The sequence below is a fragment of the Streptomyces sp. NPDC059866 genome, assembly GCF_042731325.1.
Lineage (GTDB): Bacteria > Actinomycetota > Actinomycetes > Streptomycetales > Streptomycetaceae > Streptomyces > Streptomyces flavusporus.
On sequence record NZ_JBHWJT010000042.1, the window covers coordinates 37765 to 52833 of the forward strand.

The following is a 15069-nucleotide window of genomic DNA, read 5'->3' on the forward strand; positions in this document are numbered from 1 at the left end:
GCGGTCTCATGGGGTCAGGTCAGCTGGTTACGGTGTTCGGCGCCTACGGTCACACCGGGCGGTTCGTGGTCGCCGAGCTGGCCGCGCGCGGGTTCGTCCCGGTGCTGTCCGGGCGCAACGCGCAGACCTTGCAAAAGCTGGCCGATGAGCACGGGCTGGAGGCCCGGGTGGCGTCGGTCGACGACCCGGCCTCGCTGGACCGGGCCCTGGCGGGAACGGCGGCGGTCATCAACTGCGCCGGCCCCTTCGCCTCGACCACCGGCCCGGTGATCGAGGCCGCGCTCCGCGCGAAGATCCCCTACCTGGACGTGGCCGCCGAGCTCGAGGCCAACCTCGACACCTTCGCCCACTACCGCGAACGGGCCCGGGACGCGGAAGCGGTGATCGTCCCGGCCATGGCCTTCTTCGGCGGCCTCGGCGACCTGCTGGCCACCGTGGCGATGGGCGACTGGACCGAAGCCGACGAGGCACACATCGCCTACGCGCTCAGCAACTGGCACCCCACCGCCGGTACCCGGCTCTCGGGCGCGGTCTCCCGCGAGCGACGCGGCGACCACCGCCTGCGCTACAGCGGCGGACAGTGGGAGCACCGCACCGACGCCGCGCCCACCCTGGAGTGGACCTTCCCGGAACCGATGGGACCCCGGCCAGTGATCGGGGAGTTCACGATGGCGGACGTCGTCACCGTCCCCCAGCACCTCTCCATCCCCGATGTGACCACCTACATGACCGCCGAGGCGGCCCAAGACGTCGCCGCCCCCCACACGCCGGCCCCGACCGCCGCCGACGAGAGCGGGCGCTCGAACCAGACCTTCCTCGTCGACGTCGTCGTCCGCTCCGGCGGAGCCGAACGCCGGGCCACGGCCAGCGGCCAGGACATCTACGCCGTCACCGCGCCCCTCGTCACCGAGGCCCTCGAGCGCGTCCTGACCGGCCGCACCAAGACCATCGGCGTCGTCTCCGCCGGCGAGATCTTCGACGCCCCCGACTTCCTGCACGCGCTCGACCCGCACATCACACTCGACCTGCACCCGCAGAAGGAGAACGCCTGACCCGAGCCATCCATCCGTCGGGCGCGCGCCCTCAGCGAGCCGTGACGACATGGGCGTCGGCGTCCTCGTTCGATTCCCTCACCTGCACGGGTGCTGCCCGAAGTCCTGAACAAACGCTGCTCAAACTCGTGAACAAAGCCAGCAGGCGTCGCTCGCGAGCCCCGGTCTCGTCCAGTACCGCATCAACCAACTCGGGCGGGATGACCTGCGTCAACTCACCGATATGACCGGGCGCGAACACGTCGGTTCCGCCCGTGACAGACTGAGCCACGGGGCCTCTGCTTTCTCAGGAAGATCTTGGTCGATCCCCTGGATAGCAGAGGCACCTCCCGCATCGCGTCCACCCTTGACACCGCCAACGGGCCCTTAACTTCGTGGCATTGGATGATCGACGCGGTGCGCTACCTCGTCGACAACGGCATCAAGTGGCGGGCGATGCCGTCCGACTTCCCGCCCTGGCCGCGGGTGTACGCCTTCTTCGCCCGCTGGCGGGACACGGGGCTGGTGGCCGAGCTGCACGACCGGCTGCGCGCGGCCGTCCGCGGAGCTGAGGGCCGCAAGGAGGAGCCGAGCGCGGCGGTCGTGGACTCGCAGTCGGTGAAGGCGGACGCCACCGTCACCCACGTCTCGCGGGGTTTCGACGCCGGCAAGAAGGTCAACGGGCGCAAGCGCCACCTGCTCACCGACACCCTCGGACTCCTTCTGGCCGTGCTGGTCACGCCGGCCTCCACGACCGACCGGGACGCCGCCCGCATCCTGCTGCCCGCAGCAAAGAAGCACTTGAGGCGGCTGGTGCGGGTCTGGGCCGACGGCGGTTACACCGGCCACCTCACCGACTGGACCACCCAGCACCTCGGACTCGTCCTGGACATCGTCCGCCGCAGCGACGACGTCCAAGGTTTTCAGGTCCTGCCCCGCCGCTGGGTCGTCGAAAGATCCTTCGCCTGGCTCCTGCGCAGCCGGCGCCTGGTCCGTGACTACGAGCGACGCACCGACACCAGCGAGACCGTCATCCTGTGGTCGATGACCATGCTCATGAGCCGCCGCCTGGCCGCCCGGCACCAACAGCGTCCTGCTCCGGCGCGGGCAGCGTGAACCTGCCCGCCTTCTCCTCGACCAGCCAGCCCCGTTCCACCAGCCGTTTCAGCCGGGCCCGCGCTCCCTCGACCCGGGAGGCGGACCCGCTGTCCCAGCCCAGCACCACCGCTGCCCGCCGGGCACCGAACCCATCGGATCCCGCCTCCCGGGCGGCGGCCATCAACGCCTGGTAGTCCGCCGACAACACCTCGGTTCCGGCTGCGTCCTGACGGTGCGGCACCGCCCGGCGCGGCCTCACCGGCTTCCTCTGCGACACCCCGTCGGCCACCACCGCGAGCGCATCCGCCTCGGCCAGCGCCTCCAGATACTGCTCCAGGCCGATCACCCGGCGCCTGAGCACCTCTTCCGCCTCCGCCAGAGCCGCCCGCACCCGCTCGAGCTCGGCTGCGAGTTCCTCCACCCGCACCGCAGCGGCCTTCTGCCGCGCTTCCAAAACCGCCCGCATCGATGGCACCCGCCACCCCCACGACATCTCGGCCAGCAACGGACCGAGACTCCCGCGACAACTGCGATCTCATGCCTGACCAGCAGAGACCGCACACGAGGTTCGGAAAGAGAACGACCTCTGAGCTCCCCCGACCGGCTTGGGGAAGACTGTCGGCATGCCTGCCACCGACACGCTCGCCTCCTCGGGCGAGATCCACACCTACCTCGTCACCCGCCTCAACGACACCCTCCGCCGGCCCGGGATGTGGGGCGGGGAGCTCGCCATCCGGCTGACGCTGGACCACCTCTTGTTCGTTGAGCGTCGGCAGGGAGCATGGGACGACGAGAAGCGCGCCCTGGAGCGGCGCGAGGCATGGCCCCCGACCGGCGTGAACGGGGCGTTCGAGGTCTTCCTGCCGGCTGGTCACGACACAAGCGTGGCCTCCGTCTACGCGGAGTTCGCGCACCGGCAGGGATGGCTCAAGCTTGACCGGGCGCTGAGCGCGGACGAGTACGCCACGATGCTCGCCGGGATCGACTCATGGGCCGCCCAAGACCGGCTATGGGCCGACGTGACCTCGACCTTCGGCACGCCGTCAGTGCTCTTCGGCAGCACCAACCCCTACTACGGGAAAACGCTCGGCTACGCGACCGCGGACCGCTCCGAGCCCATGCTGTTCTTCCACCTCTGGAACGGCACCGACCCGGACGCCGAGCCCTCCTGGCCGCCGAGCCGCGAGCAGCCGCTGCTTCTGGCAGTCCGCCGTGGTGACGCTCCGTTCGCCGCTAGCTTCACCTTCACCCCAGAAGGACAGCGGCGTCGACCAGCACAGGAAGGGTGATCTCCGGGTCCTTCCTGATCACGAGCCGTTTACGCTGGGCGATCCCGAAATGTTGATCAGAGCCGTATCTACTGGTCGCCGTCAAGGGACTTCGTCTGCCGCTCGAACGGAGTGGCGGGACCATCCCCGCGGGTGCGGGGAGCAGGAAGTGGGACGCACGTTCCCAGAATCTCGGCGGGGACCATCCCCGCGGGTGCGGGGAGCAGGAGCGATGAGAGCAGCCGCTGAGGGACACCGAGGGACCATCCCCGCGGGTGCGGGGAGCAGGGGGTGTCACCAGCCACCGTGCGCACCCACAAGGGACCATCCCCGCGGGTGCGGGGAGCAGTACAGGGGGCGGGCGACCAGGATGCGGGTCTGGGGACCATCCCCGCGGGTGCGGGGAGCAGCCCGTGTTCTGGCCGGGAGCGATCTGCACGTAGGGACCATCCCCGCGGGTGCGGGGAGCAGCAGCAGGCCCTGGCGGAAGCCGTGGCCGACGAGGGGCCATCCCCGCGGGTGCGGGGAGCAGCGCGCCCGCCTCCTGGCCGTCATGGTCGCGCTGGGGCCATCCCCGCGGGTGCGGGGAGTAGATCATGCCAGTGGGGCAAGTTGTGGCGATGGCGCTTAAGTATGGTGGTGGCGTCCCGCTGGCGCGGGTATGGCCCTCATAACTAGAACGGGGTGCATTGCCTCGCGTGTGCGGGGAAGTGAAACCAGGGTCAGATGTGCCTTCATTCTTTGTGTGGCGTTCAGTGCCTGGAAAGCCCTGTGCTAGGGGTGTACTCGATGTGTCCGGTTGGTCCTGATACGCAGGTGCCGGACGGATCGAGGAGGATCACATGGGCGTTTCTGAGCGCTGGCTCATCGATGACCGGCCATGTCTGCGGTGGGGGTAGAGGGCGTGCGCCGCGGAACCAGGCAGCAGGGATTGTGAGGGTGTTGAGAAGCAGGTCCCGCTGTTGCCGTCGGTAGGCCGCGGTTGCGGCCGGGGTGGCGGCCCTGCTTTGGCCGGTGAGGTCTGCGGGCAGGGTGCCGGCGGGGTCGTAGCTGAGGCTGTGGTCGGGTTGCTGATAGAGGCAGATGGTGGTGATGGACGGGTCGCCGAGGCGGGAGACTGCACGGATTCCAGCGAGTCCGCCTTCGTCGCCGTCGCCATGGGCTGATCCCGACGCCAGCTCCCTGAATCCGACCGGCGTCCGCCGCCTGCCTGTGTAGGGGCGCACAACCCGGGCGTTGGCCTCGTCTTTTTCCTTGGCAAGGTCTGTCTGCCACTCGGTCCAGGTGCGTTCGAGTAGCGGTGTCCAGGAGTCGTCTGCTTCTTGGCGGGGGCCGTAGACCGCTTCGATGAGCGTGCTCGAATCGCGGGGTGTGGAGATGTGTACCAGGCCGTCGGGGGTGCGGCGGGTGTGGAGTTCGTGGAATGTCGCGGCGAGGGTGTAGGGGGAGTAGACGAAGCCGTCGGCGTTTCCGGCTTTGCCGGGTTGTGGAGGTTCAACGAGCGGAAGGCCGGGTGCGGCGGGATCGAGGAGGTAGAGGATCCGCATGCTGGGGTGGGCGCACCAGGCGGGTCGATGAGGGTTGTTGACGGTGTGTCGGTGGACGCGGCCGCGTCGCTGGATGAGCAGGTCGATGGGGGAGAGGTCGGCGACCATGTGATCGAAGTCCAGGTCGAGGGACTGTTCGATGACTTGGGTGGCGATGACGAGGAGTCGCTGAGGGCGGTGCGGGTTGGGCAGCTGCTGGTTCCGGTTGGTGTCGGTGCCGGGTCCCAGCAGATGGGTGAGGCGTTCTTCGATGGGCTGGCGGTGGCGGGGCATGAGCTGTCCGTGCAGCAGGATCAGTTCGTGGTCCTGCCAGCCGCGGTGGGCGGCCTGGGCGCGGACTTGTTCGTAGAGGGCGACCGCTGAGGTGACGCGGGTGCGGATGACTGCGGTGCAGCCGCCGTCTGCGGCTTGGGTGAGGAGCTGGGCGGCGAGTTCTTCGGGGCCTGGGTCGGAGGTCAGCTGGAGTGTGGTGTGCAGTTGGGGGGCTTGGCCGGGTTGGGGGCCGGCGCGGCGGATGTGGCCGGTGCTGTCGACGACGGTGATGGGGCCTGTTTCGTCGGTGTCGTGGAGGGTGGTGCCGAGGCCGGTACTCCAGGCGGTGGTGAGGGCTTGGCGGACTGAGGAGGGCAGGGTCGCGGACAGTACGACGACGGAGGCGCCGGCGTCGGCGAGCCATTCCACGGCTGCGGTGAGCAGGTCTTGCTGGTAGAGCTCGTAGGCGTGTGCTTCGTCGATGATGACGGTTTTGCCCATGAGGCCGAGCATCCGAAAGAACCAGTGGCGGGACTTTTGGGTGGCGAGGACGAGCTGGTCGATGGTGCCGATGCCGAAGGTGGCGATCAGGCCGAGGCAGCGGCGCAGGTACCAGGGGTCGAGGACGGCTCGTTGCGGGTGGCCGTCCTGTGGGGGGCTGGTGTCGGGGTGCTCGCAGGTATCGAGGGTGCCCACGACGAATCCGAGGAGGTCCTCGATTGCGTTGCCTGTCTCTGTTTCGGGCTGGGGAGGGCGGGCGGCGTCGATGAGGCGGTGCACGGTTTGTGTGGCGGCTGCTGTGCCGTGGACGATCGCCAGGTTCGCTGCGTCCGATTGAACGGCCCGGTTCATGAACGCTTCGATCTCGGCCGCGGCTTGATTGGTGGCCGCGCGTGTCGGCATCGCCATGTAGAGGCCCTGGTAGCCGTTGCGGACGGCAAGGTGGTGTGCGCACCACAGGGCCAGGCGGGTTTTGCCGGAGCCGGTGTCGGATTCCACGATGACCAAAGCGGATCCCGAAGTGGGCATGATGCGCATGGCGTCGGCTTGGAAGGGGCGTGGGCGGGTGCCTGGCCACAGGTCTTTCCAGCTCACGTCGGCTGTGTGCCAGCGGTCCAGGCGCAGGGAATTGAGGGCGGCGCCCGCTTCGGCTCGGGACTTCTTCCACCAGGTGCTGTCGGTGTCTGACGTGCTGCGGTAGGTGAAGCGGGTCTCGTCGGAGGCAACCCAGTCGCACAGGACCACCAGGCCGGTGAAGGCGATGAATGCGGAGGGGCGCAGGGGTTTGACGAGGTCGATGAGCTGGGGGAGGTCGACGCCTGTGGTGGCGGCGATGGCGTGGACGATCTGCTCGTGGACTGGTGTCCACTTGGCGGTGGTGGCTCCGTGGGCTTTGCCGACCGTGTCGGCGTCCGGGATGTGACCGTGGTGCGCGGCCAGGCTGTAGGCGACCGCGTGGAGTTGCCTGTGCGCGCGGTCTTGGCAATCGGTTGGCTTGCAGTCGCAGCCGGTGAGGTGTGGCAGGACGGCGGCGGTGACGTGCTCGTGGCGCGCCCACCGGGTGTCGGTCCAGTCCTGGGGCAGTGGCAGGCCGCCTGCTCGGGCCGTGGTCTCCCATGTTTTTCGTGCGCTGCGGAGTCGGGGGGTGGCGTATCGGCCGCGTCCGAACTGGTTGAGGAACGCGGGGGATGCCTTCCCGAGGTCGTGGAGGGCTGCGTAGAACGCGATGACGGCGCGGGCGAGGGTTTCGTCGCCGCCGCCGAATGCCTGGGTGAGTCGGGCCTGTAAGGGGAGGCTCAGGTAGCGGTCCCACAGCTCCATTGCTGCGGAGGCCGCGTCGAAGAGGTGCGCGGGCAGGGGGTTCCAGTCCGGGCCTCCGGTTCGATGCGACTGTCCTCGCCGGTCGGTTTTCGCCCATGGAAGTCGATACATGACCGGTTTCTGGCGTTCAGTCATTTCATCACCTTGTGCTGTGCTACGTTCCCCATCCACAGCTCACCAACTAACCATAAATAGAAAGGAGTTGAGGTTGATTGCTGACTACTGAGAGGCGTGCGAACGCTGCCCGCCCTCGTTGGGACGTTCGCACCGAAGCATGCACGGCGGCACTGACAACGGCCGGCCGCACGGTCACGGCCGGTACCGCCGAGATCCTGGAAACCGCAGATGAACTGTGCTGCATCGCCGCCCCCACACCCGGCGAGACGGTGGCCCTGATCGAGTTCCTTCTAGCTGTCTGCTACGCCTCCGGCTGCTGCCCGGAGACCGAAGACGAGTGGGAGGACTGGGTCATCGACCGGCAGCCCCTCGCCAGTGCGGCGGAGTGGCTGCGCGCGCAGCCGACACACGAATGGGACCTGTTCGACCCGGTTGCTCCGTTCGGGCAGAACGCTCTGCTCGCGCCGTTCCTCGAGGAGCACGGGGCCGGACCCGCCCAGCTCGTCATCGAACACGTCGGCGACTACAACCAGTTCTTCGACCACCACCACCTCGAGCACCCCACTCCTTTGTCCGCCGCTGCTGCGTTCCGTGCTCTGCTGGCCCAGCACGCCTACGGGCCGAGCGGCCGCGCGAGGATCTCGGGCAAGGAGACGCTGGGACCGGCCATCACCAACCTCGCTGTCACTCGGCTCGGCTCCCGTATCCGGGTCATCGCACAGGGCGACACTCTTGGGGACACGCTGCGCCTGAACCTCGCTCCGTATCCGCAGGGGGCGGGCACGTTCAACCGCACTTGGACGCAGAAAGAGCGTCGCGGATTCCGTTCGAAGCCCACGGGCCGGCCCGTGGACGGCCCGGCCGACCTCCACACGGTGCTCGGGCGGTCCGTCCTCATGCGGCCCGCCATCGGGCCGGACGGCGGTGTGACCGTGGACCGGGTGCTGATCGGGGCCGGTGAACTTCTCGTCCCGCTCGCCGCCCCGTACATGCAGGACGCTATCTACGCCACCACGACCGCGGGCGCCACCAAGCCGCTGTGGCCCTCCGCCAGCCGCGCCCTTTGGCGTGAAGCCCACGCCTTGTATGCGGCAGTCGCCGACCGGAGCAAGGGCACCGACCTGTACGGCCGGATAGCTGCCCTCCCCTCCGGCTGGTCGGTCACGCTGTGGGCTGTGGGCCTGGTCGCCAAGCAGACCACTGCGATCGCGTGGGTCTCCGATGTGTTCCCCTTCGTGCCCGGCCGGGAAGCGGCCCTGCGCCAAGCAGCGGAGACCGGGTCACGCATCGCCGAACACGTAGCTACTTGCCTCAACAAGGCCGCGTACACGGCGTGGAGCGTGGCCTACCCCAACCCCAAGCCAGCGGACAAGAAGGCACAGATCGCACGGTTCGACGCCCGCGGTGAGCACTGGGCGGCCACTGCCCAGCCCTTCCACGTCCTGCTGGAGGAAGCGGCCGGCGGCAGCCCTGTCACGGACGCGTTGCGCACCTACGCGGCAACGCTCCACGCGACCGCCCGGCGTCTGCTCGAGCACCGTCTGGCCTCGCTCCCGCCCAACAGCCGGGGCTTTCGTGCACGCGCCGAGGCGACCGAGCGGCTGAGCATCGAGCTCGGCAAGAACAATCCCGCGCCTGCGAAGGAGGCCACACCGGCATGAGCAGCACCGACAGCAGCAGCGTGCCGGAGCCCACCCCCGGGGACCGTCTCACCGGGTGGCTCGCCGGGCTGGTCCGTTCTCGTGACTATGGGCAGCTTGCCGCGTTGCGTCGCCCCCGCGCCCTCACCACCAGCCACATCCTGGCCTCCGCGTACGCTCCCACCGAAGCGCAGCGCGAGGTGTTCGAGCAGGTCGCGTTCCTGTTCGCGGTCTACCACCGAGGCGCCTCACAACCCTCCTACGGCTTCGGCAGCCTGGGCGCAGCCGCACGGCGTATCGGCAGCCCGGCCGCCCGCGGCCCCAAGGACCCGGGAGCCTCCCGCCTGGTCGACCGGCTCGTCTCCAGTCGGCGCATCCCCTGGCGGCATCTGCAGCACGCCGTCGAGCGGCTGCGCGCCTGCGACGTGCCACCGCCGGCATGGTCCCGGCTCGTCGACGATCTGACCGCGTGGGGCGAACGAGGCCGCCCTGTCCACCGTCAGTGGGCCCACGACTTCCACATCAGCACCTACACCCCGAAGGACTCGTCACAGTGACCCTCAGCACGCCCGCATCCACCGGCCGCCAGTACCTGTCCCTCCACCTGCTGGAAACCGTCGTCGCCGTGCTGCCAGTACGAGATGAGAACGGGTCCCCGAAAGCCATCGTGTACGGCGGCGTCGAACGACACATGATCACCAGTCAGGCGCGGCGCCGTGCCGAGCGCGTCCACTCCCGTAACCGGTCCAACGCCGGAACGGGCCCGCTCGCCGGCCACACCATGGGAATCCGCACCCGGGAGTGGGCCCTCATCACAGCCCGCGTTCTAAAGGACAAGCACGACTGGGACCACAGCGAAGCAATCGCCACCGCCCGAGCCGTCCTCGAAGCGCTCGGCCTGAAGTTCGGCGACCCGGCCAAGAAGACCGTCGCCAACCTGACCAAGGTGCTCGTGTTCGCTCCGGCAGACGCCGGGGAACAGATCGCCGACCACATCCACGCCGCTCACGACGTTCTCAGCGAATGGACCAAGGCCTACCTCAAGGCCAAGGAGGCAACGGACAAGCCAAAGCGGAAGAAGGCCGCCGGGGACACTCCCGACGAAGACGGGGCAGCCGACACGGAGAAGCTGCCCGCCCTGCCGAAGGACACCCGCACTGCTGTGCTCACCGCCCTCGCACCTCGCGACGCCATCGACATCGCACTGTATGGCCGGTTCCTCGCCGAGATCGCCGAATCCCCCAACGTCGACGGCGCCATCCAAACCGCACACGCCTTCACCGTCCACGAGGCCGAGCAGATCGACGACTTCTATGCCGCGGCCGACGACGCCAAGCTCGACCGGAAGAAACACGCCCTGGACTTCCTCGATGCCACTGACGACTCCGGCGCCGGCATGACCGGATACCAATCGCTCATCTCCGGCACCTTCTACCGCCACGCCGTCCTGGACCGTCGCCAACTGCGCACCAATCTGAGGGCCGCCGGCATGAACGAAGCGGACACCGAAGCCGCCGCCGCAGCCGCGGAGAAGGAGTTCGTCACCGCCTTCGTCGACGCCTTCCCCGAAGCGAAGAAGAACAGCACCGCCTCCACCGGCACCCTGCCCAGCCTGGTCCTCGCCTTCGACGGCGACCGGCCGTACAACTACGCCGCCACCTTCCAAAACCCCGTCGACGAGACCACTGACGGCCCCGCCGCGCACGCCGCCGCCCGCCGACTCCTTGCCCACCACGCCTTCGTCACCACGCGCCGCCCCGACATCACACCAGGTCGCGTCCTGACCTACGACATGGACACACACCGCATCATCAGCGAAATCGCGGCCACCGGCGGCCTTACCGCAAAGGAAGCCGTCACCGTCGAGGAGCTCACCGCATGACCTTCACCCTCCTCACCCGGCTCGCCGCCCCCCTGCAGTCCTGGGGGGCGGTATCCCGCTTCTCCCACCGAGACACCCACACACGCCCCACCAAATCCGCGGTCATCGGCATGTGCGCCGCCGCCCTCGGCCACGACCGCACCACCCCTCTCGGCCCGCTCGCCGAGATCCGTTTCGCCGTACGCGCCGACCGGCCCGGCACCCCTGTTCGCGACTACCACACCGTGGGCGCCGGCACCTACCCCGTACGGCCCCGCGACCTCATTACCGACCACCGTCGCGCCGCAGCCCTCTCCGCTCTGCTCGAGGAAGCCGACGGCCCCGCATTCGGACATCACCAGCTCAGCAGCTGGTACGGAGCCCCCAAAAAGATCAGCCGGGACCCGGCCTCCGGTGCTCTCGTCTCCGCCGAACTCTCCCGCACCGCGCTGATCACCGAACGTTGGTACCTCGCCGACGCGTCATTCGTGGCTGCTCTCGAGCATCCCGACCGTTCCCTGCTGGACGGCATCGCGCATGCCCTGGAACACCCACAGCGCCTGCTGTGGCTCGGCCGCAAATCGTGTCCGCCGTCCGGGACGATCGCCGGCGGCGTCCGCGAGGGCACGCTCGAAGAGGTCCTCCCCGCCACAGCCTTACTTCCGGACGCCACCGAGCCTTGCCCCTGGGCATGGATCGAATGCCAGCCAGGCACCGCCGGCTCAACGTCCATCGCCGACCAGCCCGTCAGTTTCCATCCCGACCAGCGCTCCCACACCAGCCGGTGGGAAAACCGCATCCGGATCACTCCCGACCCCACCGCTACCGAATGGGATGTGATCCCATGAGCAGCACCGCTCGATTCGTCACCTCGCACAGCGTCCTCACACTCGATGTCCGTCACCCCTATACCGCGATGGCGATGGTCGACGCCCAGCACATGCACCGCAATGTCATGAGCGGCTTCTACGGCTGGGTCGAGGACGGGCAACCAGACGCACGTGCCCAGATGGGCGTCCTGTCGACATGGTCCGTCGATCTCAAAGCGGGCGTCCTCGTCCTTGTCGTCCAAGCCCGTGTACCAGCCGACTGGTCCCGCGTCCCCGCCGACGCCCTCAAGGACAAACCCCGCACCCTCACCGTCGACCGCACCCTCAAAACAGGTGACCTCGTGTACTTCCGCGCCGTCGTCAACCCCACGAAGACAATCTCGCCGGGCAAGGAAGCCGTCCAGAAGAAGATCCGCGGCAAGCGGATCCCGCACACCACTGCCCAGCACGCCAAAGACTGGTTCACCCGGCGCCTTCAGCCACTGGGAGAGCCCGCCTCCAGCCCCAACGGCGTCGCCCGGATCGGAGCAACCACGGACCCCGACACCCTCAGAATCCGCATGCTCGGCAGCCTCAAAAGCACCAGCCGCGAGGGCCTGACCGTGGCCCGCGCCGAGATCAAAGGCCGTCTCACCGTCACAGACCCCAGCGCCCTCGTGACCACTCTCAACGAGGGCATCGGCCGCGCCCGCGCCTACGGCTGCGGACTCATCCTCATTCGCTGACCACCTGGGTCCAGTCCTGGACAATCGCCGCCGACACCCTTGCTCGTGGGAAAGGAGTAAGCACCACGGCCACCCCACGCTCCGGGGGAGTCGTCGAAGTTTCCGGAAAACACCGTTGGCACCTCGCGCCCGCAGGGACGTTCTCTTCTTGGTTGCGTGGCCCTCTGCCGCACCCCGCTCTCGGGAATGGTCCCGACGAGCAGTGGACGAAGCACACCCGGGCCGCGCGCTCCCGCGCCAATGGGGATGGTGCCGTTATGTCGCATCGGCGGTGTGCTCCCTGCAGCCGCGAGGATGATCCCATGATCGTGTTGATCGGGCTGTTCCAGCGCAGCTGCTCCCCGCGCCCGCGGGGATGGTCCCCGGGACGACACCGGGGCGCCGAAGTCGGCGGTCTGCTCCCCGCATCCGCGGGGGTGGTCCCACCTGTGGGGATCCCCCGACCAGGTCGACGACCTGCTCCCCGCGCCCGCGGGGATGGTCCCGGCACCGCGGTCAGCGAGTTCTCCACGCCGCTCTGCTCCCCGCGCCCGCGGGGATGGTCCCTCTAGCGGTATCAAGCTCGCGTCCGCGAACGTCTGCTCCCCGCGCCCGCGGGGATGGTCCCGTCACCCCGTCGGCCTCGGCGACGCTGGACGTCTGCTCCCCGCGCCCGCGGGGATGGTCCCCACATCCAGATGTACTGCGACATCGGCGTGGCCTGCTCCCCACGCCCGCGGGGATGGTCCCGGCTTCGGCCATTGAGACAGGAAGGTGGGTCTCTGCTCCCCGCGCCCGCGGGGATGGTCCCCTCCCGGGCGTCACCAACGCCACCGTTCTCAACTGCTCCCCACGCCCGCGGGGATGGTCCCATCGACGAGGAAGCGATGTGGCTCAAGACGGGCTGCTCCCCGCGCCCGCGAGGATAGTCCCTCCTGCACGCTCATCGATTCGTAGCTCATTGCCTGCTCCCCGCGCCCGCGGGGATGGTCCCTTGCGGGGCCGACCGAACAGGCGCCGCGTCCGCTGCTCCCCGCGCCCGCGGGGATGGTCCCGTTGCGCAGCTCGGCGGTCGTCAGGTTCGTTGCTGCTCCCCGCGCCCGCGGGGATGGTCCCTCGTCCTGTCGGGCCTCCTGGCGGCGGCGTGCCTGCTCCCCGCGCCCGCGGGGATGGTCCCGGCACTGTCCCGGCCTGATCCGGACCCGGCCCCTGCTCCCCGCGCCCGCGGGGATGGTCCCGATCCAGCTCATGTTCGTCCTCTGTGCGCCGTCTGCTCCCCGCGCCCGCGGGGATGGTCCCTTGAAGGCGGCCGTGCCGGTGTCCGCCAGGGCCTGCTCCCCGCGCCCGCGGGGATGGTCCCCATGACGTGGTTTCTGTCGTCCGTGCCCGGCTCTGCTCCCCGCGCCCGCGGGGATGGTCCCAGCGTGTTCGCGCGGCGCATGCTGGACGACCACTGCTCCCCGCGCCCGCGGGGATGGTCCTGAGCAGTGGGCCGACTGACGTGGCGCTGCAGGCTGCTCCCCGCGCCCGCGGGGATGGTCCCTTCTTACGCGACAGTTCAGGGTCGACCCAGCGCTGCTCCCCGCGCCCGCGGGGATGGTCACTACACAGCATCCGCGTCACCCCGAATACGAGGGCACGTACGATCGCGACGACTTCAAGCACTGGAACGCGGGTGCGAACCCGGATGACAGCTGCGACACCCGGCCGTGTCGTCACGGGGCACTGGGCGGCCTATCAGTCAAAGCCACGCATACGGCATGAGCGCTTTCAGCCACACCCAGGCCCCTGGGTCTCCCGATCGTACGAAGGACCGGAATCAACCCGCCAACAAGGTAAGGGAGCGCCGTAGTTGGCCAACCCGGATACGGTCTCTCGACTGAGGCGATTACTTCGACGTGTGCTTCTGCGCCGCCGTCCAGGGCCCCTCGGTCGCCTTCAGCCGCTGCATCGCCGTCAGCCGGACGGCGAAATACACGGCGGCCGCTGCGGCGGCGACGTCCAGGACGTCGGCCGCCATGTACTGCATCACGGCGACCCGCACTTCCGCGATGGACTCGGCGTCTTCGTAGCGCGACCCGGCGTACCGGCCGAAAAGGGTGCTGGAAACAAACAAGCCCCACCACACGTTCACTGGCCAGATCGATGTCCGATACGGCTCGCCATCGGTCGGCAGCGGTGTACCGGCCCCCCACATGTCGACGGCGATGCGGTACGGCATCCAGAAGTTCACCAGCGGGACGAACCAGCCTGCGATGGCCCAGCCGGGCCCCCTGCGGAACCGATCCGGTGCCAGCAGCCCGGTGTTGCGGCGCATCCGGAAGAACCAGACGACGAAGAGGACCGCGCAGGGCAGATACACGGTGCCCTGAACGTTCCCGGCCGTCTGATACAGCGAGTACGCGGCGTCCAGGTCCTGCGGAGCCGTGGCAACGTCATGGCCCTCGTCGGTCAGCGTGTGGATCCGGGCCCCGGCGAACACAGCGAACAGATCACTGAGGGCGACGACCCCGAGCAGCGCCGACATTGCGGCCAGAAGGCCGCGCGACGAACGCGGCACCCCGCCGGGCAGCAGGGGACGCGGACGGAGATCACTGGATGAGGACATGACTATGGCCCCCCACGGGCGAGGAAACGGAACGGCCCGCGGAAGAACGCGCGCTGCAGCACGATACGCCCAGCAAGCGTTCCAGTGCATGTCAATCCACAGTCGGTGGTATGGACGCTGGGCCGCCGAAAAGCCCACGACCGCCTGCGGAATCAACGTCGATGAGGGTCACCGACGAAATTCATCTACCTGGGGTTCTAGTGTGATGCGCCAGAAATCCCGTGGTTAATTATCTCCGGTTTCAGCTGTTGGGTGGGGTGATCCTGCCGAGGTAGTCGGCGAGGGACTTGAG

General features: G+C 68.8%; 12 protein-coding genes and 2 CRISPR repeat arrays. Of the genes, 8 read left to right on the forward strand and 4 right to left on the reverse strand.

The window, feature by feature from the left end; translation table 11 throughout:
• Nucleotides 1–8 precede the first annotated feature (8 nt).
• Nucleotides 9–1052 (forward strand): saccharopine dehydrogenase family protein, encoded by a 1044-nt coding sequence (locus ACFV7R_RS39975; protein ID WP_385273465.1) that lies wholly within the window; start codon nucleotides 9–11, stop codon nucleotides 1050–1052.
• Between the two features lie 31 nt (nucleotides 1053–1083).
• On the opposite strand, the gene ACFV7R_RS39980 is transcribed toward ACFV7R_RS39975, so the two are convergent.
• Nucleotides 1084–1323: a transposase domain-containing protein gene (locus ACFV7R_RS39980; RefSeq protein WP_385273468.1), complete on the reverse strand. Its 240-nt coding sequence runs from the start codon at nucleotides 1321–1323 to the stop codon at nucleotides 1084–1086.
• Between the two features lie 113 nt (nucleotides 1324–1436).
• Here ACFV7R_RS39980 and ACFV7R_RS39985 point away from each other — a divergent pair, with 113 nt between their 5' ends.
• Nucleotides 1437–2147, forward strand: a complete 711-nt coding sequence (locus ACFV7R_RS39985; protein WP_385273471.1) for an IS5 family transposase — start codon at nucleotides 1437–1439, stop codon at nucleotides 2145–2147.
• Here the strand turns inward: ACFV7R_RS39985 and ACFV7R_RS39990 are convergent.
• Entirely contained in the window at nucleotides 2086–2595 is a 510-nt protein-coding gene (locus ACFV7R_RS39990; RefSeq protein WP_385273474.1) for a hypothetical protein, read from the reverse strand. The two genes, ACFV7R_RS39985 and ACFV7R_RS39990, sit on opposite strands and share 62 nt — an antisense overlap.
• 157 nt (nucleotides 2596–2752) lie before the next feature.
• Between ACFV7R_RS39990 and ACFV7R_RS39995 the strand changes: the two genes are divergently transcribed.
• Nucleotides 2753–3418 carry a hypothetical protein gene (locus tag ACFV7R_RS39995; RefSeq protein ID WP_385273477.1) on the forward strand — a complete coding sequence of 222 codons (666 nt, stop codon included), beginning with the start codon at nucleotides 2753–2755 and terminating at the stop codon, nucleotides 3416–3418.
• A 116-nt stretch (nucleotides 3419–3534) separates the two neighbouring features.
• Nucleotides 3535–3990: a CRISPR direct-repeat array (repeat unit 29 nt; unit sequence GGGACCATCCCCGCGGGTGCGGGGAGCAG).
• A gap of 159 nt (nucleotides 3991–4149) precedes the next feature.
• Here ACFV7R_RS39995 and cas3 read toward each other — a convergent pair.
• Entirely contained in the window at nucleotides 4150–7152 is a 3003-nt protein-coding gene (gene cas3, locus ACFV7R_RS40000; RefSeq protein ID WP_385273480.1) for a CRISPR-associated helicase Cas3', read from the reverse strand.
• A 77-nt stretch (nucleotides 7153–7229) separates the two neighbouring features.
• On the opposite strand from cas3, the gene ACFV7R_RS40005 reads away from it, so the two are divergent.
• Genes ACFV7R_RS40005 through cas6e form a run of 5 tightly spaced genes read left to right on the forward strand, consistent with a single transcriptional unit; the run spans nucleotide 7230 to nucleotide 12190 of the window.
• Nucleotides 7230–8795 carry a type I-E CRISPR-associated protein Cse1/CasA gene (locus ACFV7R_RS40005; protein ID WP_385273483.1) on the forward strand — a complete coding sequence of 522 codons (1566 nt, stop codon included), beginning with the start codon at nucleotides 7230–7232 and terminating at the stop codon, nucleotides 8793–8795.
• Complete coding sequence (casB, locus tag ACFV7R_RS40010; RefSeq protein ID WP_385273486.1) at nucleotides 8792–9331, forward strand: type I-E CRISPR-associated protein Cse2/CasB; 540 nt, start codon at nucleotides 8792–8794, stop codon at nucleotides 9329–9331. The genes ACFV7R_RS40005 and casB overlap by 4 nt, the downstream gene beginning before the upstream one ends.
• Complete coding sequence (locus ACFV7R_RS40015; protein ID WP_385273489.1) at nucleotides 9328–10656, forward strand: type I-E CRISPR-associated protein Cas7/Cse4/CasC; 1329 nt, start codon at nucleotides 9328–9330, stop codon at nucleotides 10654–10656. The genes casB and ACFV7R_RS40015 overlap by 4 nt, the downstream gene beginning before the upstream one ends.
• Nucleotides 10653–11483 carry a type I-E CRISPR-associated protein Cas5/CasD gene (gene cas5e / locus ACFV7R_RS40020; protein WP_385273492.1) on the forward strand — a complete coding sequence of 277 codons (831 nt, stop codon included), beginning with the start codon at nucleotides 10653–10655 and terminating at the stop codon, nucleotides 11481–11483. The genes ACFV7R_RS40015 and cas5e overlap by 4 nt, the downstream gene beginning before the upstream one ends.
• Entirely contained in the window at nucleotides 11480–12190 is a 711-nt protein-coding gene (gene cas6e, locus ACFV7R_RS40025; RefSeq protein WP_385273495.1) for a type I-E CRISPR-associated protein Cas6/Cse3/CasE, read from the forward strand. Before cas5e ends, cas6e begins: the two co-directional genes overlap by 4 nt.
• Nucleotides 12191–12463: 273 nt before the next feature.
• A CRISPR array of direct repeats spans nucleotides 12464–13773; the repeat unit is 29 nt; unit sequence CTGCTCCCCGCGCCCGCGGGGATGGTCCC.
• 284 nt (nucleotides 13774–14057) lie between these two features.
• On the opposite strand, the gene ACFV7R_RS40030 is transcribed toward cas6e, so the two are convergent.
• A complete protein-coding gene (locus tag ACFV7R_RS40030) occupies nucleotides 14058–14777 on the reverse strand; it encodes a DUF4328 domain-containing protein (protein WP_385273497.1) in 720 nt (239 codons plus the stop codon).
• Nucleotides 14778–15069: the final 292 nt, after the last annotated feature.